The following is a 20,264-nucleotide window of genomic DNA, read 5'->3' as shown; positions in this document are numbered from 1 at the left end:
CTCACGTTGACTTAATATGCGCCATTAAATAAGTTGGCTCACAACCTGAAAACGTTTTCAGGTTGGCGGGAAAACAGTTTAAGGAGCGGTAATGAAACCCACCATGATGACCTACATCCACCAGCAACCCGAGGTGCTGAGCCATCTGCTGGCGTGCTATCCGCAGGGATTACCGGTGCTGGGCAAGGCGAAAACAGTGCTGATTCTGGCCACCGGCTCCAGCATCAACGCCGCGCTCAGCGCCAAATATTACGTTGAGCAACTGACCGGCGTACGCATCAGCGTGCAGGAGCCGTTTCATTTTCAGCACTACGAGCAGTGGGATCCGGCGACCGATCTGGTGATCGCGATTTCACAGAGCGGCGAGAGCACTTCGACGCTGGCAGCGATCGACGCGCTGAAAAAACAGCACGGCGTGGCAACCTGGGGCATCACCAGCAAAATCACCAGTCCGCTGGCGCAGGCGGTGGATCACGCCGTAGACATCATGAACGGCGAGGAGCGTGTCGGTTATGTCACTAAAGGCTATGTCGCCACGATTCTGACGCTGATGCTGATTGGCGTGCACAGCGCGCGCCACAGCGGTCGCCTCAGCGCAGAACAGGAGCAGCAGGCGCTGGCGCAACTGCAGCGCGGCGTCGACGCGATTCCGGACATCATCGCCCGCACCGAGCGCTTCTGGCAGCGCTGGCAGGACGATCTCACTGCGGCGCCACGCTTTATCTCGATTGGCTTTGGTCCGGCGATTGGCGTGATCAAAGAGATGGAGACCAAATTCAGCGAAACGGTGCGCGTGCCGTCGCAGGGCATTGAACTGGAAGCGTTTATGCATGGCCCCTATTTCGAAATCAATCCGCAGCACCGGCTGTTCTTCATCGACGTCGAGGCGCCGGTGCGCGAACGCCTGCAGCTGCTGCGCCAGTATGAGCAGCGCGTGACACCGCACGTCTGGAGTCTGTGTCTCGGGGAGAGCGATGATGCGCGCACGCTGGCACTCGGCGTGGAGGTCAGCGAATGGATGGCGCCGCTGCTGATGGTGATTCCGTTCCAGATCCTCGCGCATCACATCGCTGAAGCCAAAGGCAACAATCTGCCGCAGCGCATATTCACTGATTTTGGCGTGGCGATGAAGAGCAAAACCAAACCGGGTGATTACGACTAACGCCGGGCGCGAGCCATAAGGATAACAACAATGAAACTCGATTACGTGAAGCTGGCGCAGGCCATCAGAGAACAGGTCGGCGGCGACGATAATATCAGCCACATTTCACACTGCGCCACGCGGCTGCGGCTGACGATAAACGATCTGGCCAGTGTCGATATGCCGGCCATCAGTAGCCTGCCGGGCGTCATCCGCGTGGTGAACGCGTCCGGGCAGCTGCAGATTGTGGTCGGGCCGCAGGTCGAACAGCTGTATCAGGCGATGCAGCAGGGCGCAGCGCCGGTGGCCGAGCCGGTGAAGCCCGGCAAAGACGAGCGCGGCGTTGCGGGCAAAATGCTGGCCACGCTCGGCGCTATCTTCACGCCTTATATTGGCGTACTGGCCGGCATCGGGGTAATCAAAGGCATCATGGTGCTGTTGCAGACGCAGGGCTGGGTGGCGGACGATGACCTGCTGTTCGCCATGTTCAACGCGCTGGCCAGCGGCGTGTTTGTCTTTCTGCCGCTGTTTATTGCGGTTACCGCGGCAGACCGTTTCGGTGCCAGCCGTTTCACCGCGCTGGCGCTGACGGCGGCGATGGTGTTTCCGCTGACCCAGCCGGATCTGCCGGCGCACTTCGCGCTGTTCGGCCTGAGCATCAGCCTGAAGATTTACGGCGGCGCGGTGATTCCGGCGATTCTGGCGGTACTGCTACTGAGCAAGGTTGAGCGCCGGCTGAAACAGTGGATCCCCGAGGTGGCAGCGCTGGTGTTTGTGCCGTGCCTGTCGCTGCTGATTTGCGGTTTTGTGGTGTTCACGGTGATTGGCCCGCTGGCAGATTACGTTGGCGTCGGCATCGCCAGCGGCTACAGCTGGCTCTATCAGCTCAGCCCGATGATCTCCGGCGCACTGCTGGCGGGCATTGGTCAGCTATTTGTGGTTTTTGGCGTGCACTGGGGCATCATCCCGCTGGCGCTGATCAATATTCAGGTGCAGGGCTACGACACCATCATGGCGATGTTTATGTCGGCGGTGATGGGGCAGTTTGGTGCGGTCACCGGCGCGATCTTCATCGCCCGCAGCCTGCGCGACCGGCAGATTGCAATCTCGGCGTCGCTGTCAGCGTTCTTTGGCATCACCGAACCGGCGCTGTACGGCGTCAATCTCAAGTACCGCATGCTGTTTATCTTCGGCTGCATCGGCGCGGCGCTCGGCGGTGGCATCACCGGGCTGCTGCAGGTGAAAACCTACAGTTTCCTGCCGGTGCTGAACGTGTTTGAACTTGGCCTGTTCGAAGGTCCTGAGTCGAAGATGATCTATGAAGTGGCGGCAATTGCCGTGGCTTTCCTCACCCCATTCATTCTGACGCTGATTTACGGCCGCTGGACGCTGCGCAGCGTGAATAAAACCGGCGCATGATGCGCTGATTCGTTAACACCAAAACAGGGAAATCGCATGCGGCTGCTTCGCAGGGCCGCGTGCACCTTAAGGAAAGGTCATGAACACATTCACCAGGAGAAACAAGGCAGCGCTGCTGCCGCTGGCCACCCTGATGCTGGGCGCGGCACCGCCGGCGCTGGCGGAAGGATTTGTTGAAGACAGCACGCTGGAGGGCACCATCTATTACTGGCAGCGTCATCGTGAGCGTAAAGATCTCGATCCGCACAGCGCGCACTATCAGCACTATCAGACCAACCTGCATCACAGCACGCTGACCGGCGCGCTCGATTATCAGTCCGGCTATCTGGCCGATACCGTGGGCATTGATGTGGCGGCCTTCGCCACCTGGGATCTGTTTGAAGGCAGCCCGGCGCATCCCAATGAGATCAGCTTCAGTCACGGGCCTTCGATGTGGGAAGACCGTGGTGTCGGCGAACGTAACGGGCTGGATCTCTACCGTGCCGCGCTGAAACTCAAAGCCGGCGACTACTGGCTGCGGGCCGGTTATATCCAGCCGAGCGGTCAGACGCTGCTTGGCACCCAATGGGGATTTCTGCCCGGCACCTACCAGGGCGTGGAAGTCGGGGCAGTCTATGACTATGGCGCTGCCGGCGCGCTGTCGCTGTCGTGGATGGGCGCCAACAAGTACAAAGCACCGTGGTATCGCAAAATGTACGAGTTTCGCGAAATCGACCGGCAAACACGCATTCCTTATCTGCACTCGCTGGGCGCGAAGTATGACTTCAAAAACGGCAACACGCTGGAGCTGGCGTGGGGTGAATCTCCGCATTATCTCGACAAATATTTCGCCAAAGCGGCGCGTCAGACCACACTGTGGGATAACCCGTTCAGCGTCAGCTGGCAGTTCTACGGCTCGCAGGATCGTACCGGTCGGCATGATGTTTACGATGAGTTTGCCTGGCAGCAGGGTCTGACGCTGGCGTACCAGTGGGATCGCTACCAGTTCCGGCTCGAGGGCAGCGCAGTACACGCACCGGGGAAACAGGGTTATTACACCGTGGCGATGACGCCGATCTATCCCAACTCCGCAGGCCGCATCGATATGTGGTGGGATTCGCGCTCTGACTTCAACGCCGACGGCGAAAAAGCGCTGTTTGCAGGCCTGATGATCGATCTCAGCGACATCGTCTGGCCGGGCGTCAGCATCGGTGGTTCATTCGCCTGGGGCTGGGACGGCAAACCGGCGCGCGGCGGCGACTGGTCGCAGCAGCAGCGCCTGACGGAAACCGCCATCAATGGCGATCTGGTGTGGCAGGTGCAGTCCGGCTGGGCCAAAGACACAGTATTTAAGCTGCATCTCACCGCCTACAACAATCATAGCGATAACCCCAGCTGGGGCGGCGGCTATGGCAACGTTTTCCAGGATGAAAAGGACGTCAAATTCATGATGATTGCCCCTTTTAGCCTGTTCAATCACTCACGACACTAAGGATGATGACCATGAGGATTCGCTTCTCCGCGCTGACCGCAGCGCTGTTACTGGCCGGGCTGGCGCACGCCGAAACCCACGTTTTAATCAATCAGGTCGGCTACGATGTTGCCGCGCCGAAAAACGCTATCGTGCAGCTTACCGGCGACTCGCGCGCTAAACCGCCGGTGAAATTTACCCTACTGGATAATGAGACCAATAAAGCGGTGCTGAGCGGCACGCTGCAGCCGCAGGGGGACGTGCCGGGCTGGGGCGATCGCACCTTCTATCGTGCCGATTTCTCCGGCTGGCAAACGCCGGGCCGCTACGTGCTGCAAACCACCAGCAGCGACGGCGATGTGCGCTCCGGGCCGTTCATTATTGGTGCCGATCTGCTCGAGCGCTATACGCTGTCCGATGTGATTGCCTATTTCAAAAGCCAGCGCGTCACTGGCCTGTTCGATAAGGCGGACCGCAAACTGCCGCTGCCACCGGGCACCGGCAGCGGTACGGTTGACGTCCACGGCGGCTGGTATGACGCCACCGGCGATTACGGCGTGCACCTGTCGCACCAGAATCTGACCTCTTACTTCAATCCGCAGCAGGCGCCGCTGGTGGCGTGGAGTTTACTGCGCGGTTATCAAAATCTCGGGGCGCGGGATAACCCGAACTTTGATGAGTATCGCCGGCGCATGCTCGACGAAGGGCTGTACGGTGCCGATTTCCTGGTGCGCATGAAGCGGCCGGGTGAATCCTTCTTCCAGGCGATCTCGTCGCCGGGCAAAGAGAAGCTGGCTCAGGACCGGGTGATCGCCAATCCCAACTGGCGCACGCAGATTAAAGAGAAGGAGTCAGATTCCACCATTGTTGAAGAAGAGGCGGTCGGCCCGCTGGCGTGGCAGGCCAGCTTCCGATCCGGTGCCGGCATGTCAATTGCCGCGCTGGCGCTGGCCAGCACCATGGAGAATGACGGCAATTTCACGCGGCAGCAGTATCTGCAAACCGCAGAAGATGCCTTCGCCTTCCTGCAGAAAAATAACCTGCGCATGGTGAATGACGGCAAAGAGAACATTGTGGATGATTATACCGCGCTGCTGGCGGCTACCGAGCTGTATCGCGCCTCGCAAAAAGCGGTCTATCTGGCTGCGGCGCAGCAGCGCGCGGAGAGCCTGATGGCGCGACTGACGTCGCTGGATAACTGGCATGACTACTGGCGTGCCGACGGCGAAAAACGCCCGTTCTTCCATCCGTCCGATGCCGGTCTGCCGGTGATCGCGCTGCTGGAGTACGCGCGCATCGCGCCGCAGGCGCAGCAGGCGAACATCCGCCAGACGGTAAAACGCTCGCTGGGCTTTGAGCTGGCGGTCACCAAAGAGAGCAATAACCCGTTTGGCTATGCGCGCCAGCTGATTCAGCTGAAAGACGGCGTGAAGCGCACCAGCTTCTTCTTCCCGCACGACAGCGAAGCTGCGCCGTGGTGGCAGGGCGAAAACGCGCGTATCGCGTCGCTGGCCGCCGCCGCCCGTCAGGCGATGCCGCTGTTCGCGGACGATAAAGCCTTTACGCAGCAGCTGCAGAGCTATGCCTGGGATCAGCTCAACTGGATCCTCGGTCATAATCCGTACGACGTCAGTATGCTGACCGGCAGCGGCTATCGTCACATCAGCTATCTGTTCTTCAATTCGTGGAAATACACCACGCTGCCGGGCGGTATCGTCAACGGCATCACCGGCGCGTCGAATCAGGTGGCGGACGGTATCGCCTTTGACGAAGGTTATGCGGTCACACGGAAGGATGACGACTGGCGCTGGGCGGAAGGCTGGCTGCCGCACTCGGCCTGGTATCTGTATGCGGTGAGCTTACCGGATCGTCACTGAGGTGATAAATCAGCCCGGCTTTTCGCCGGGCTTTTTACTGGGTGCCATTGCGTTTGACTGCTTATTGATGCGACAACTGCCGACGGTTGCGTGATTTACGCCTACCACTTCCCGCGCCTCACCGCTAGAATGCAAACATCCTTGTGCCGCCAGCGCAGGACCGCTTGCGCCGCTGAAGGCGCAAAACGGGCGCGGCGGTCGGTGGACCGGTTAATGAAAAAGGTCAGAATCAGATGCGGATACGGCTCAGCAACGATGATGGAATTCAGACTCCCGGCATTGGCGTGTTCCCTGGCGTGAAGACATTACGACAGGTTGATCCTGGCGCCGGCGCGGCGCGGAAGAGGGCAGGCGACGGGCTGTACCAGGCTGAGGTGAACCCGGCATGGTAAACCGGCGCATCGAAACGCTTCTGGCCCAACTGCGCACGCAGGGTATTCACGATGAGCATTTGCTGAAAGCCATCGCTGATGTCCCGCGTGAACGCTTTATTGACGAGGCTTTTGAACATAAAGCCTGGGAAAATGTGGCGCTGCCGATTGGCAACGGCCAGACCATTTCTCAGCCTTATATGGTGGCGCGCATGACGGCGCTGCTGGAGCTGAACCCGACTTCGCGCGTGCTGGAAATTGGCACCGGTTCGGGTTATCAGACCGCCATTCTCGCGCATCTGGTTAACCACGTTTACTCGGTTGAACGCATCAAAGGGCTGCAGTGGCAGGCGAAACGCCGCCTGAAGCAGCTCGATCTGCATAACATTTCCACACGCCACGGCGACGGCTGGCAGGGCTGGGCCGCGCGGGGGCCGTTTGATGCCATTATTGTGACTGCCGCACCGCCAGAAATTCCGACTGCGCTGATAGCGCAACTGGGAGAAGGCGGCAAAATGGTGCTGCCGGTGGGTGAGGACCAGCAGGTACTTAAGCGCCTGCGTCGTCAGGGTGGTGAAATCATTGAAGAAACGATTGAGCCGGTGCGCTTTGTGCCGCTGGTTCAGGGCGATCTGGCATAAAGCCATCTTACGTATTTCTTCACAATCGTTACATGGCATGGCGCAGTTGATATTGTTACTATCCTTGTTAATCAATGCGAAAGCGCGTTTTTGACGGCACAGCTAGTGAATCATGCGGTCAACGTCGACACACAGTTTTATCCAGGATTGCCATCACGGGGGATCAATGAGCACGGGAAGCACAGTATTTCAATTACGCCGTCTGGCGGCACTTTCACTGGTCGGTTTTTGGCTGGCAGGCTGTAGCTCTGGCGACAACACACAAGCCCCCATCAGCCAGATTGGCAGCAACAGCGGTGATAGCGGTATGGCTGCAGCTCCCACCACAGGCGGCGGCATGATCGCCGCGCAGAACAGCACCGTGCCGGCGATGCCGCGTGGTGGAATGTTAAGCGGTGGTACACCATCAGCCGCGCCTGCAGGTGGAATGGTTAGTGGCAATAATAATGTGACCACCGAAAATGGTCGTATTGTGTACAATCGCAATTATGGGAATATTCCTAAAGGCAGCTACGGCGGTGAAACCTACACCGTTAAGCGAGGCGATACGCTGTTCTATATTGCCTGGATTACCGGCAATGATTTCCGCGATCTGGCACAGCGCAATAATATCGCGGCGCCCTATAGCCTGAGCGCCGGGCAGACGTTACAGGTGGGTAACGGTAACGGTCAGACCATCACCGGTGGTAACGCGATAACCGCAGCGGATGCCACGCAGGGCGGCGTTCCGGTGGCATCGAATCAGACGCAAATTAAATCCACCCCTGTTGCACAGCAACCTGTTATTACGTATTCTGATGATTCGGGTTCGACAGGCGGGAAAATGCTGCCGTCGAAAGGGGCAAATAATGTGGCAACGACCACAGCTCCGGTTACCGCACCGCCCACAGTTAGCAGCACAACTAATAGCACAACACCAGTGGGAAGCTGGCGTTGGCCGACTGATGGGAAGATCATCGATAACTTCTCCGCTGCGGAAGGCGGAAACAAAGGGATCGATATCGCCGGGTCGCGTGGACAACCTGTCGTCGCCACTGCATCAGGAAGAGTGGTATACGCAGGCAACGCGCTCCGCGGGTACGGTAATTTAATCATCATCAAACACAACGATGATTACCTGAGTGCCTACGCCCACAACGATACCATGCTGGTCCGGGAACAACAGGAAGTTAAGGCGGGGCAAAAAATCGCTACCATGGGTAGCACCGGAACCAGTTCAGTAAGATTGCACTTTGAAATTCGTTACAAGGGGAAATCCGTAAACCCGTTGCGTTATTTACCGCAGCGATAATCCGGCAGAACCTTAGGTGTTCTGCCCTTGGATCACGGGTAGGAGCCGCTTATGAGCCAGAATACGCTGAAAGTTAATGAGTTACACGATGATGCGGAATTCGAGGAGAACGGAGCTGAGGTTTTTGATGAGAAGGCTCTCGTTGAGAACGAACCTGGTGATAATGAAGTAGCTGAAGAAGAGTTGCTGTCACAAGGTGCGACGCAACGCGTTCTGGATGCGACGCAGCTTTACCTCGGCGAGATTGGTTATTCACCACTGTTAACGGCGGAAGAAGAGGTGTTCTTCGCCCGTCGCGCATTACGCGGTGACATTCCTTCTCGTCGTCGCATGATCGAAAGTAACTTACGCCTGGTGGTAAAGATTGCCCGCCGTTATAGCAATCGTGGTCTGGCGCTGCTGGATCTGATTGAAGAGGGGAATCTCGGCCTGATTCGCGCCGTAGAGAAGTTTGACCCGGAACGCGGGTTCCGCTTCTCAACTTATGCCACCTGGTGGATTCGTCAGACCATTGAACGGGCTATCATGAACCAAACCCGTACTATTCGTCTGCCGATTCACATTGTTAAAGAGCTGAACGTTTACCTGCGTACCGCGCGTGAACTGTCGCATAAGCTGGACCATGAGCCGAGTGCGGAAGAGATCGCCGAGCAGCTGGACAAGCCAGTTGACGACGTAAGCCGTATGTTGCGTCTCAACGAGCGCATTACGTCGGTTGATACGCCGTTAGGCGGTGATTCCGAGAAAGCGCTGCTGGATATCCTGGCCGATGAGAAAGACAACGGTCCGGAAGACACCACGCAGGACGATGATATGAAACAGAGCATCGTTAAGTGGTTGTTTGAACTCAATGCCAAGCAGCGTGAAGTGCTGGCACGTCGTTTCGGTCTGTTAGGCTATGAAGCGGCAACGCTGGAAGATGTGGGCCGCGAAATCGGTTTAACCCGTGAGCGTGTCCGTCAGATTCAGGTTGAAGGTCTGCGTCGTCTGCGCGAAATTCTGCAGACGCAGGGTCTGAATATCGAAGCACTGTTCCGCGAATAAGCCGTAGCTGGCAATAAAAACGGTGACCATAAGGTCACCGTTTTTTTATGCCTGTCATTCAGGCCGGCGCGCCGCGAACGCGCCGGTGACTGATTACATCAGGGTTTTCAGACGGTAAATCCACTCCAGCGCCTGTTTGGGCGTCAGGCTGTCCGGATCGAGCGCTTCCAGCGCCTCTACTGCCGGCGAGGTTTCCGCCACCAGCAGCGGCAGCTGTGAGCCTTCCACCGTTGAGCCGGCAGAACTGCCTGACAGCGCTTCCAGCTCTTTTAGCTTGTGGCGCGCACGCTTAATCACCTCTTTTGGCACACCGGCCAGCGCCGCCACGGCCAGGCCGTAGCTCTTGCTCGCGGCGCCATCCTGCACGCTGTGCATAAAGGCAATGGTGTCACCGTGTTCCACCGCATCAAGATGCACATTCACCACGCCTTCCATTTTCTCCGGCAGGGTCGTGAGCTCGAAGTAGTGGGTGGCAAACAGCGTCATGGCTTTGATGCGATTCGCCAGGCTTTCGGCACAGGCCCAGGCGAGCGACAGGCCATCATAAGTGGACGTCCCGCGGCCGATTTCGTCCATCAGCACCAGGCTGTTTTCGGTGGCGTTATGCAGAATGTTGGCGGTCTCGGTCATCTCGACCATAAAGGTAGAGCGACCGGAGGCGAGATCGTCGGCGGCACCGACACGGGTAAAGATGCGATCGATGGGGCCGATCACTGTCTCTTCCGCCGGCACATAGCTGCCGATCCAGGCCATCAGTGCAATCAGGGCCGTCTGCCGCATATAAGTACTCTTACCGCCCATGTTGGGGCCGGTAATGATCAGCATGCGACGCTGCATCGAAAGCGACAGCGGGTTGGCAATGAACGGCTCTTTCAGCACCTGTTCCACCACCGGATGGCGACCGGCGGTGATGCGAATCCCGGCTTTCTCCTGCAGCACCGGGCGGCAGTAGTTGAGTGTCCAGGCGCGCTCGGCCAGGTTGGCCAGTACGTCCAGCTCTGCCAGCGCCGCGGCGCTCTGCTGCAGCGCTTCGAGGTGCGGCAGCAGGCGATCGAACAGCTCGTCATACAGGCTCTTTTCCAGCGCCAGCGCTTTGCCTTTCGACGTAAGGACCTTATCTTCGTACTCTTTCAGTTCGGGAATGATATAGCGCTCGGCATTTTTCAGCGTCTGGCGGCGGACGTAATGGATAGGCACCAGATGGCTCTGTCCGCGGCTGACCTGAATGTAATAGCCGTGCACAGCGTTGAAGCCAACCTTCAGAGTATCCAGCCCCAGTTTTTCGCGCTCGCGAATCTCCAGGCGGTCAAGATAGTCGCTGGCGCCGTCGGCCAGCGCGCGCCACTCGTCCAGCTCGGCGTTATAGCCGGGCGCGATAACACCACCGTCGCGCACCAGCACTGGCGGCGATTCAATAATGGCGCTTTCCAGCAGTTCGCGCAGTTCGCTGAAATCCCCCATCCGATCGCGCAGCGCGTTGAGATGGGGCGCGGCCACGCCCGCTAACTGGGTATTGAGTTCTGGTAATTGCTGGAAGGCATGACGCATGCGTGCCAGATCGCGCGGACGCGCGGTGCGCAGCGCCAGACGTGCCAGAATACGCTCCAGATCGCCCACCTGGCGCAGCACCGGTTGCAGTTCTTCGCTCAGCGACTGCAGTTCGGCAATTGATTCCTGGCGGCGCGTGATGGTGGCTACGTCGCGCAGCGGCATATGCAGCCAGCGCTTCAGCATGCGGCTGCCCATCGGCGTGACGGTTTTATCCAGCACCGCCGCGAGCGTATTTTCGCTGCCGCCCGCCAGATTCTGGGTGATTTCCAGATTGCGCCGGGTAGCCGCATCCATGATGACGCTGTCCTGCTGGCGCTCCATACTCAGCGAGCGAATATGCGGCAGCGAGGTGCGCTGCGTATCTTTGACATACTGCAGCAGACAGCCCGCCGCGCGCAGCGCCAGATGCGCCTGCTCGACGCCAAAGCCGCTGAGATCGCGCGTGCCAAACTGCAGGTTTAACTGCTGACGTGCGGTGTCGATTTCGAATTCCCACAGCGGACGCCGCCGCAGCCCGCGGCGCTGATCGATCAGCGTCATGGCCTGCAAATCTTCCGGATAAAGTAGCTCTGCCGGATTGGTGCGCTGCAGTTCGGCCGCCATGGTCTCGACATCGCCCGGCTCGCCAAGGCGGAAACGCCCGGAGCTGATATCCAGCGTGGCATAGCCAAAACCGCGCTGGCTCTGGAAGATGGCTGCCAGCAGGTTATCCTGGCGCTCCTGCAGTAACGCTTCATCACTGATGGTGCCGGGCGTTACAATGCGCACCACTTTACGCTCAACCGGCCCTTTGCTCAGCGCCGGATCGCCAATCTGCTCGCAGATCGCCACCGATTCGCCCAGCTGCACCAGCTTCGCCAGATAGCCCTCAACGGCATGATAGGGCACGCCGGCCATCGGGATTGGTTCACCGGCGGACGCACCGCGCTTAGTCAGCGAGATCTCCAGCAGCTGCGATGCGCGTCTGGCATCGTCGTAGAACAGCTCATAGAAATCGCCCATGCGATAAAACAGCAGGATGTCAGGATGATCGGCCTTCAGGCGCAGGTATTGCTGCATCATAGGCGTATGGGTTGAAAAGTCCTTATCTGTAGACTCTTTCATATTGAATTAACTCGTTTTTATGGCTTTAGAAGTACTCAAGTGGCCCCATTTGAAACCCTGATAAATCCATCTAAATCCGAAAATTTGTATGCCAGATGTATTCTAGCTACTATTGAGAATACAACATGGCTCTTCTGGTATACATGAGGCAACAACTGTGAAGATGAATCTGAATCAATCGATAGTTATCAATAAGTTATCGATAGAAACCAAACCTGAGTTAGATTCAGACGGACGAGTTGTGTATGTGCCTAACATTTCTGGTAAGCCGTATCTTATCACTGACAGCCACCGTGATTCACCCGTAGGCTTTGGTGTAAAGATCAGTGCAACGAAGAAGACCTATATCATCCAGAGAAGAGTTTCAGGAGGAGATAGAAGTCCATCAGAGGGTAAGTCACCTTCACAGGTAATCAGAGCTACGATTGGTAATGTATCGGATTTTGCATCGATTGATCAGGCTCGTGAAGTTGCAAGAACCTATGCACAATCGATGAAATCTACTAAAAGAAATCCAAATGCAGTTAAACGAGAAGCGGATATCGCAGAGCTGACACTCAGTGAGATTTTTGCTCAATATCGTCAGCACCTCTTAGGACGAAGTAAACCAGCAAAACCAAATTCAATCCGGGTGCTGGATAAAGCGGAACAAAAGCTTAGAGAGTGGGAACGGTATAGAGTCCGTGACCTTACAGGAAGCATCATACTTAAGAAGTTTGATGAGATAGCCTCAAAGGCCAGAACGACGGCCGAGCAGACTTTCAGATGGGCAAATGTGGCAGTTAAACATTCTATCGATGTAGAGGCGATGAATGCACAGAGCCAGCAAAGACTGCCTGTTCTCACTTACAACCCATTCACTGTGCTCAGAGTGCAAAAGAAATATCGTAGTCGCTCTGAACTGGAAGAAAGCTATCAATCAAAAGGTGTGAGAAATCCGCTTTCCGCAAAAGATACATTGGGTAAATTTCTTGATGCACTACATAACAAAAGAAGCTTCAACCGCCTTGGTTGCGATTATCTCCTGCTAACGGTATTGCTTGGTGCGAGAAAGGAAGAAACGGCTTCGCTCTGCTGGAGAGAAGAGCTATTGGCAGAAGAAGCAAAGTCTACGAGCTATGTCGATTTGGCTAATAGAAAAATCTTCTTCTTTGATACCAAGAACAGGACGAATCATGAGCTTCCCATCTGTGATGCGGTCAAATGCTTGTTAGAGGACAGAAGGGATCTGGTTTTTGATAAGGAAACAGAGGCGAATCGTAGGAAATGGGTGTTTCCGGCACGATCACCTCGAAGCAAAAGCGGGCACTATAGTGACAGTAAAACACTTAGGGAATACCTATGTGCAGAAGCCGGAATCGCTAAGTTAGGCACTCATGACTTGAGAAGAACCTTTGGCAGAATCGCTGAAGAAATCGGCTCATATGCTGTTGTAAAGAAACTGCTGAATCACCGTAACACAACAGATCCTACCGAGAGGTATGCTGAACCGGACAAAAACCGAGTGTTTGAGGCACTACAGCGGATTGAGCTACATATACTGATGACTGCGCCAGGGTTATATAATAATTTACTGGCTTCAGCAAAATACCCACCAATACCTGAATATTCTGGGAAGCAAGCATGAGTGCTATTGAAACCTTGAGAGAGATGTCAGAGGTCTGGAGTTTGTTCGGTGACATGCCGGATGATGCCACCATTGGGGTAGATTTAGCGGCATTATATTTAGGGGTAAGTGTTAAAACCCTTGCTCGTTATCGCCAGAATGGGGATGGTCCACCCTATGTGCAGTATCAGTCTTCTGAAAGCAAAGCCCGAAATCAGCGAGTAAACTATCTTCTTGGCGATCTTAGGGCTTGGCGAAACAATCATAGAGTTAGTGGCACCATGCAGGCCGCTCAGGTTAGGGGATTGGCATTCACATCGCTATCAGACTTTACTTGCACGCAACCATTTTGGACCATAAGTAACGGGAGGGCGATTGTCGGTCATGCTCTCAGGGTTACAGATGACTATTTTAAAGGTTACCTGAAAGATAGTGATTATGTTTTGATATGGCTTTCGATTGAAGATGCATTACTCAAAGATTGGGCATGGGCTGATGAGAGAGAAATCTGGCATTCAACATTTGTTGAATTCTTAAAGCGAATGATATTGAATTCTATTACGATGCAAGAAAAGCACGAAATAAATAAATTCCTGAGAAATTCTTAGAAAAGACGAAAGAATCTTAAGAACAAGGCATTTCTTACATAATTTTGGCTCTTATAGGTGACACTCAGAATTCTTCGGCTAGAATCAATGAGTAAAATATTTGTAGCATTTCATAAATTTTAAAAGGGAAGGTTTGCAATGAGCGAAGAATTTAAAGCATTTATTAATATTCGGACTTTGAGAGCACAATCACGTGAAACCTCACTGGATATTCTCGAAGAAATTCTTGAAAAAATGACTTCAATCGTTGAAGAAAAGCGTCACGAAGAAGAGTCAGGCATGAAAGAAAGAGAAGAGAGAAAAGTAAAACTTGAAGCTATCCGTGAGCAACTTATTGCTGATGGGATTGATCCACAGGAACTACTTGGTAACTATGGGTCAAGCTCAACATCAGCAAAACAAAAATCAAGCCGTAATCCTCGACCTGCAAAATATAAATATACGGACGAAAATGGCAATGAGAAAAGCTGGACGGGGCAGGGGCGTACACCTAAAGCTATAAAATATGCTCTCGACACTGGTAAAAATCTTGATGATTTTATGATCTAGAAAATGTTTCAGCCAATCCATTTTAGTGGGTTGGCCTTTATTTACTTTATTTTTAATGAAATTATTTTTAGTGCTAAGCTAAATCCCTTCTATTGATATACCATTATTAAAAATTGGTTTTTATCTTTATAACTACCATCCTCACCCACGATTTCATGTTAGTAAAATATCAACTTTAAAAATCTTTTAATAAGATCCTTAATTCGGTAGTGGACGAATAGGATGGTATGTTAAATTTGACTAAGTGTTTTTGGTGTGCTAATTAAATAATTATTCCAATGAATAAATGAATTAGAATTAATTTAAAAATGCAAGATATGAATGATTTATTCAGGGGGATGTTGCAAAATACTTTACTGGAATTATTTAAAAGTGAGATATACCAAGGGGTAAAATAGTGAATAGTTAGTATCAGGTAAATAGAAGAAACCTTCTATCTACCAGATACATAAATGCAATAAATAATTTAGATCCACTTGATATTACTGATTTTTTTAAGTAAAAGACAATAATTTCTTTGCAATATACTTATAGGTCATTTTCTATGTAGGTTATACATATACCTATTTTGCAAGATTTTTTAGATAAAACTGGAACTGAAATAATGTAAATAAAATAAGGAGACATATGGATAGAATAGTAACTAATACAATAAAAATGGATACAGGGGAGAGATGTTGCATAATCACTGATAAAGTTTCAAAAATGCCACTTTATTATCCATGTTTATATATATCATCAGAATTAAGAAAGAAGAACGAATCTATTTCAACTATCGAGCTACATTCAGCGAGTATAGCTTTGTTTTACAGGTTTTTAAATTTTAAGAAGATAGATATAGAGGCAAGGATTAGAGCAGCAGAGTTTCTTAATCTTCAAGAGATTGATGGACTAAAAGAATTTATAACTAAGAGAATGAAAAAAGAGAAGGTTGCAAATCTTGATAGCGGGCGCAGGGTTAATAGTAATACTCAGTACTTCAGATTAACAGCAATTATTAAATATCTTGAATGGTTATGTGACTTCTTCACAGTGAGTTATAAAAGAGATCACAAACTTATCGAAAAGTTCATTGCGAAATTGAAAAGTCATAGACCTAAGATCAGATTCAGGAACCAAGATTCAGCAAAAGATAGAAACCTCAATCAAAATCAAATTAATATTTTGTTTGAGATTTTGAAAATAGGTTCAGAAATGAATCCATTTAATTCTGATGTTCAAAGGCGAAATAGACTAATGATACTGATTCTTTATAACTTGGGATTGAGGGCAGGAGAGCTACTAAACATCAAAATTGAAGATATTGATATAGGTTCTCAGACAATTTTTATAAACAGAAGAGCTGATGATCCTCATGACTCAAGGATTAAACAACCGCTCGTTAAAACCCTAAGTAGGAAGTTATCAATATCTGATGATTTAAGTCAGGAGATTTCCAATTATATTAAAGTAGAAAGAAGAAAGCACAGAATGAAAAAGGATAATGGTTATCTTTTTATTTGTCATAAAAAGGGAAATACGTTTGGAGAACCATTATCTATTCAGGCATATCATAAAATCATTAATGCCTTAAGGATATCTTGCCCCGAACTTTCCAGAATGACAGGGCATAAATTAAGACATACCTGGAATTATGAATTTTCTTCAAAGATGGACCGTATGGAGAGTCCACCTAATCAATATGAGCAAGAACAAATGAGGTCTTTACTCATGGGCTGGAAAGAGGGTTCGGGAACTGCTTCTATTTATAACAGAAGATTCACTGAAAACAAGGCCGCAGAGTTAGCTCTGAATATGCAGAAAGATATGATCAATAGAGGAGGTGTTTAATGTTAAAAGTATATGTTGATGGTGAAGATAATAAGAGCACTTATGAAGCTAAAACGAAAGGTTATTACTTTACTCTAAATGATGAAGCATGGAGGCTAAGCCGAAATGTGATGGTAAATATTAAAATGGTTAAGGATGTAATTGATAAGGAATTACTGGAAGGATATTTAAAGGTGCTTAAGTATCTGGCTTGTGAATTAAGTCCTGCTTCGGTTAAATTAATAAACAATAATTTCAGGAGGTTTATTGTAAGTGTAGAGCCAAAGAGAGTTGATGAGTTTTCCCTGGTAAGGTTTAGAGGATCTGATGGCAAGAAAAATAATATTATGTCATCGGTAAGAATATTCATAAAAAAATGGTATGAATTGGGCTACTCTGGAATAGATGAAGATGCATATGATTTCTTGTGCAAATTAATAATTCCTGACAACAAAAAAGGAGAAGTTGTAAGAAGAAGAGATCAAGTTAAAGGCCCATTTACTGATATCGAATTACAATCTTTTCTTGAAGCTTGCTATAGAGCATATGACAAGGGAAACATAGATATTACTCAATTAGCAATGGCTTTGCTGACAAGCGCAACCGGAAGAAGGCCACTACAGATTTCACAGATGAAGGTCTCTGATATAAGAATGCTAAAAGTAAATGAGAATAGCTATTCTTATGTCATTAGCATCCCAAGGATAAAGCAAGGCTTGGGATTCAGGGAAGCTTGCAGAAATTTTCAAGTGACAAAAGAATTATACGATTTACTCCGTAAGCAGTGCGATTTGAGCATCGAGCAAACTCGTAGCATACTTAAAAGAGAGCTAACTAATAAAGAGATTGAAAATATACCGCTATTTATATCAATGCAAAAGTTAGAAAGATTCAAAATCAATAAGGAATTGAGAGAGATATTTGTGTCGGATAAAGCTCACGAATACTCTGTAAAGATAAATAATACACTTGGTTTTATTGCTGAAACAGAGAATGTTATTTCGGAAAGGACTTATGAAAGATTAAATGTAAACCCTCGACGATTTCGTTATACGGTAGGCACAAGAGCTGCGAGAGAAGGTGCCAGCGAATTAGTTATTGCAGAACTATTAGATCACTCTACAACTAAATATACGGGTGTATACGTTGAATTTAATGCTGATCATGTTGCAAGAATTGATGAAGCAGTGGGAAATCACATGCAAAAATATGCTGGTTTTTTCCAGGGTAAAATTCAGGGTGATGACTCAATAAAGAAAAATGAATTAGCAGTAAGGGATTTGTCAGGTGATGTCACTGGAGCATGTGGTGGTTGTAAATCATGTCAGGCTAATGTTCCAGTCCCTTGTTATACCTGCCATCACTTTCGCCCATTTATTAATGCACCGCATATTGAGCTACGAAATCATTTATTAAAACAAAGAGAAAGAATCATGACTGATACTAATGATGAGACTATGAGTAAAACATTAGACAGAACAATAATGGCTGTCGAAGAAGTAGTAAAAAAATGTGATATTTTAAAATTACAAAGGAGCAATAGATATGAATGAAAGTGATATAGTTAATTTTAGGAATAAAGCAGAAATCTTAGCAGAGAAAAATCTTAACGAATTTATTCTGAATTGCAAAGAACAACTAAGTGGCAATCTACTTGATAACAACTGGGAGAGTAATCATTGGAGGAAAATATTTAAATTTTCTAAATTTAAGATGAAGAATGTCAAGTTGGACTCCTTAAGGAAGGTGGAAGATCTTGATTCATCTTACATTGGATTTTGCAAATCATATGTGGCTTATATTTTTTGCTCTAATCTTAAAGGATTTGATAAACTAACTTTTCCAATTGTGCTCAGGGTGATTGAAAAGAATTTATTAGTTTTTACTGGGTCTGGGGATATAAAATCACTAAACCCAGTCATTCTCGATAAGTGCTTGTCCGACATTAATGAAAACTACACTAAAGGAGTTGCATATAGTTGTGGTAAATTTATGGAGAGATTGGTTGCTTTCCTGAATGAGAAAGAATTCCTTAATTGTGGATTAATGAAGTGGAGTAGTTACATCAGACCACCTGAATCTAGGCTGTCGATCTCTGATAATGCAGACAATGCCAGATTAGCGAAACTGCCCAATGAAAGAGCATTACGAGCAATTGGTGAGATCTTTTCAATGCAGGATTATGATCTTCACGAAAGAGACCTGTTTGTTACTTCAGTGTTTGCATTGCTGATGTGCGCACCCAGTCGTATAACTGAAATATTATCACTTAGAGCTGATTGTGAAATTGTTGAAAAGAACAGGGCAGGAAAGGAATGCTATGGCCTGAGATTCTATTCATTGAAAGGTTTTGGGGCAAACATTAAGTGGATACCTGAAATTATGGTTCCTACTGCCAGACTTGCAATTAAGAGATTGTTAAAGTTATCTGAAAATTCAAGAGCAAGAAGTAAGATACTTGAGGAAGAGATGAAAAAAGAAGGAGGTGGAGAAATCTGGTTTGATAAGGAAAAGGATGTTCGCTTCAGTAATGCTCTTTGTGCTCTATTAGATAATCAGCTCAGCATGAAACGTCAAACTGGTAATGATTTGTTTAAGATAACAAATACCTTCTTCTCTAAAGAGTTAGGCTATTCAAAAATCAGTAAGTATAAGAATCTTTTCGAAAGGCATGGTTATCACGATGAGGATAATAAACCATTATTTCTCAGAACTCATCAAGCAAGACATTTACTCAACACTCTCGCCCAGAGAGGAGGCCTCGGAGAACTGGATATAGCAAAGTGGTCAGGTAGAGTGTCCATTACCCAGAACAGAGTTTACAACCACATCACTGAAGATGAAATGATTGAAAAAGTGAAAACTCTGGGGATTAATCAAAATAACATAATTCCCTGCGATAGTGATGTGAATGAGAACTTTGAAATTTCAACTATTCATGAATTAAAAAATAAGTTAGAGCATGGTGCTGTTCATACTACTGAGTATGGATATTGTGTACATGATTATACTTTTGCTCCCTGTAGCAAATACTTTGATTGTATCAACTGTAGTGAGCAGGTATGTGTCAAAGGGGAGAAGCAGAAACTCGAAAGGCTCAGGTCCTTACTTGATACGACCGAAGACCTCGTTGATAAGGCTAAAGAAGCTATCAGTGAAGAGGAACTTGGAGCTGACAAGTGGTATCAGCATCAAACCAAGACACTTGAAAGAGTGAAGGGGATAATTGCATTGATGGAAAACCCCGAACTGCCTGATGGTTCGCTTGTAAGAACGCATGGGGACGATTTTTCACACCTGTCTCGTGTTTTAGAAATGAAAAAGGATGACAGTATTATCATAAACAACAAGGAGAACAATAATGGCCAAACACCTAACTAATCAAGATCTAAAAATAATTATAAATTCTATAGCAGGATGGCAGACTTTAAGGCAGGGGAAGTTAACCTGGGAAAATCTTTGTGACTCCGTTACCGAGCTTTTGGGTAAGAGACCAACAAGACAGTCTCTGAGTCAGCATACAGCTATAGTCAGGGCTTTTGAACTTCAAAAGAAGAACATAAAATCTGGAGCATCTGAAGTTAAAAGACCTGCAAATCTCAACATTGCTTCACAACAGATAAAAAATTTGCAGTTGAAAAATGAATCGCTCAAAGAAGAAGTTAGAGTTTTAAAACAACAGTTCATAATATGGCAGTTTAATGCTTACAAACATGGAATTAAAGAACACCAACTCAACGCACCCTTAATGTCAGTTGATAGAGAAAGGAGTGAAGATTAGGTTTAATTGGTGTAACTAATTG

Annotated in this window: 15 protein-coding genes; 14 read left to right on the top strand and 1 reads right to left on the bottom strand. The window is 49.5% G+C overall.

Annotated features, from left to right (window positions below; genetic code table 11):
• Positions 1-91 precede the first annotated feature (91 nt).
• From F3J41_RS09575 to rpoS, 7 genes are all read left to right on the top strand, one after another.
• A complete protein-coding gene (locus F3J41_RS09575; RefSeq protein WP_058771484.1) occupies positions 92-1,162 on the top strand; it encodes an SIS domain-containing protein in 1,071 nt (356 codons plus the stop codon).
• Between the two features lie 30 nt (positions 1,163-1,192).
• A complete protein-coding gene (locus tag F3J41_RS09570) occupies positions 1,193-2,560 on the top strand; it encodes a PTS transporter subunit EIIC (protein ID WP_059010923.1) in 1,368 nt (455 codons plus the stop codon).
• 79 nt (positions 2,561-2,639) lie between these two features.
• On the top strand, positions 2,640-4,031 hold the full coding sequence (locus F3J41_RS09565) for an OprD family outer membrane porin (protein ID WP_166710911.1): 1,392 nt from the start codon (positions 2,640-2,642) through the stop codon (positions 4,029-4,031).
• A gap of 11 nt (positions 4,032-4,042) precedes the next feature.
• Positions 4,043-5,887 carry a glycoside hydrolase family 9 protein gene (locus F3J41_RS09560; RefSeq protein ID WP_058780259.1) on the top strand — a complete coding sequence of 615 codons (1,845 nt, stop codon included), beginning with the start codon at positions 4,043-4,045 and terminating at the stop codon, positions 5,885-5,887.
• Positions 5,888-6,272: 385 nt separating this feature from the next.
• Positions 6,273-6,899, top strand: coding sequence for a protein-L-isoaspartate(D-aspartate) O-methyltransferase (locus F3J41_RS09555; protein WP_021507341.1), 627 nt, complete (start codon positions 6,273-6,275; stop codon positions 6,897-6,899).
• Positions 6,900-7,065: 166 nt separating this feature from the next.
• The gene (gene nlpD / locus F3J41_RS09550; RefSeq protein WP_058776000.1) at positions 7,066-8,190 is read left to right on the top strand and encodes a murein hydrolase activator NlpD; all 1,125 of its coding nucleotides are present in this window, start codon (positions 7,066-7,068) and stop codon (positions 8,188-8,190) included.
• A 51-nt stretch (positions 8,191-8,241) separates the two neighbouring features.
• Complete coding sequence (gene rpoS / locus F3J41_RS09545; RefSeq protein WP_021507339.1) at positions 8,242-9,234, top strand: RNA polymerase sigma factor RpoS; 993 nt, start codon at positions 8,242-8,244, stop codon at positions 9,232-9,234.
• A 93-nt stretch (positions 9,235-9,327) separates the two neighbouring features.
• Here rpoS and mutS read toward each other — a convergent pair whose 3' ends face one another.
• Positions 9,328-11,889 (bottom strand): DNA mismatch repair protein MutS, encoded by a 2,562-nt coding sequence (gene mutS, locus F3J41_RS09540; RefSeq protein ID WP_166710909.1) that lies wholly within the window; start codon positions 11,887-11,889, stop codon positions 9,328-9,330.
• A gap of 157 nt (positions 11,890-12,046) precedes the next feature.
• Between mutS and F3J41_RS09535 the strand changes: the two genes are divergently transcribed.
• The 7 genes from F3J41_RS09535 to F3J41_RS09505 all read left to right on the top strand — a co-directional run bounded on the left by F3J41_RS09535 (position 12,047) and on the right by F3J41_RS09505 (position 20,242).
• A complete protein-coding gene (locus tag F3J41_RS09535; protein WP_166710907.1) occupies positions 12,047-13,516 on the top strand; it encodes a tyrosine-type recombinase/integrase in 1,470 nt (489 codons plus the stop codon).
• Positions 13,513-14,103 (top strand): hypothetical protein, encoded by a 591-nt coding sequence (locus tag F3J41_RS09530; protein ID WP_166710905.1) that lies wholly within the window; start codon positions 13,513-13,515, stop codon positions 14,101-14,103. Before F3J41_RS09535 ends, F3J41_RS09530 begins: the two co-directional genes overlap by 4 nt.
• 138 nt (positions 14,104-14,241) lie before the next feature.
• Positions 14,242-14,652: an H-NS family nucleoid-associated regulatory protein gene (locus F3J41_RS09525; RefSeq protein WP_166710903.1), complete on the top strand. Its 411-nt coding sequence runs from the start codon at positions 14,242-14,244 to the stop codon at positions 14,650-14,652.
• 627 nt (positions 14,653-15,279) lie between these two features.
• Positions 15,280-16,482, top strand: a complete 1,203-nt coding sequence (locus tag F3J41_RS09520) for a site-specific integrase (RefSeq protein ID WP_166710901.1) — start codon at positions 15,280-15,282, stop codon at positions 16,480-16,482.
• Complete coding sequence (locus F3J41_RS09515) at positions 16,482-18,014, top strand: site-specific integrase (protein WP_166710899.1); 1,533 nt, start codon at positions 16,482-16,484, stop codon at positions 18,012-18,014. The genes F3J41_RS09520 and F3J41_RS09515 overlap by 1 nt, the downstream gene beginning before the upstream one ends.
• Positions 18,007-19,842 (top strand): hypothetical protein, encoded by a 1,836-nt coding sequence (locus tag F3J41_RS09510; RefSeq protein ID WP_166710897.1) that lies wholly within the window; start codon positions 18,007-18,009, stop codon positions 19,840-19,842. The genes F3J41_RS09515 and F3J41_RS09510 overlap by 8 nt, the downstream gene beginning before the upstream one ends.
• On the top strand, positions 19,823-20,242 hold the full coding sequence (locus F3J41_RS09505; RefSeq protein ID WP_166710895.1) for a hypothetical protein: 420 nt from the start codon (positions 19,823-19,825) through the stop codon (positions 20,240-20,242). The genes F3J41_RS09510 and F3J41_RS09505 overlap by 20 nt, the downstream gene beginning before the upstream one ends.
• Positions 20,243-20,264: the final 22 nt, after the last annotated feature.

Origin of the sequence: Pantoea sp. Ap-870, from assembly GCF_011752515.1 — a bacterium.
Lineage (GTDB): Bacteria > Pseudomonadota > Gammaproteobacteria > Enterobacterales > Enterobacteriaceae > Pantoea > Pantoea dispersa.
The sequence above is the reverse complement of the archived record's forward strand: the minus strand, read 5'-3'. Positions and strand labels throughout refer to the sequence as shown.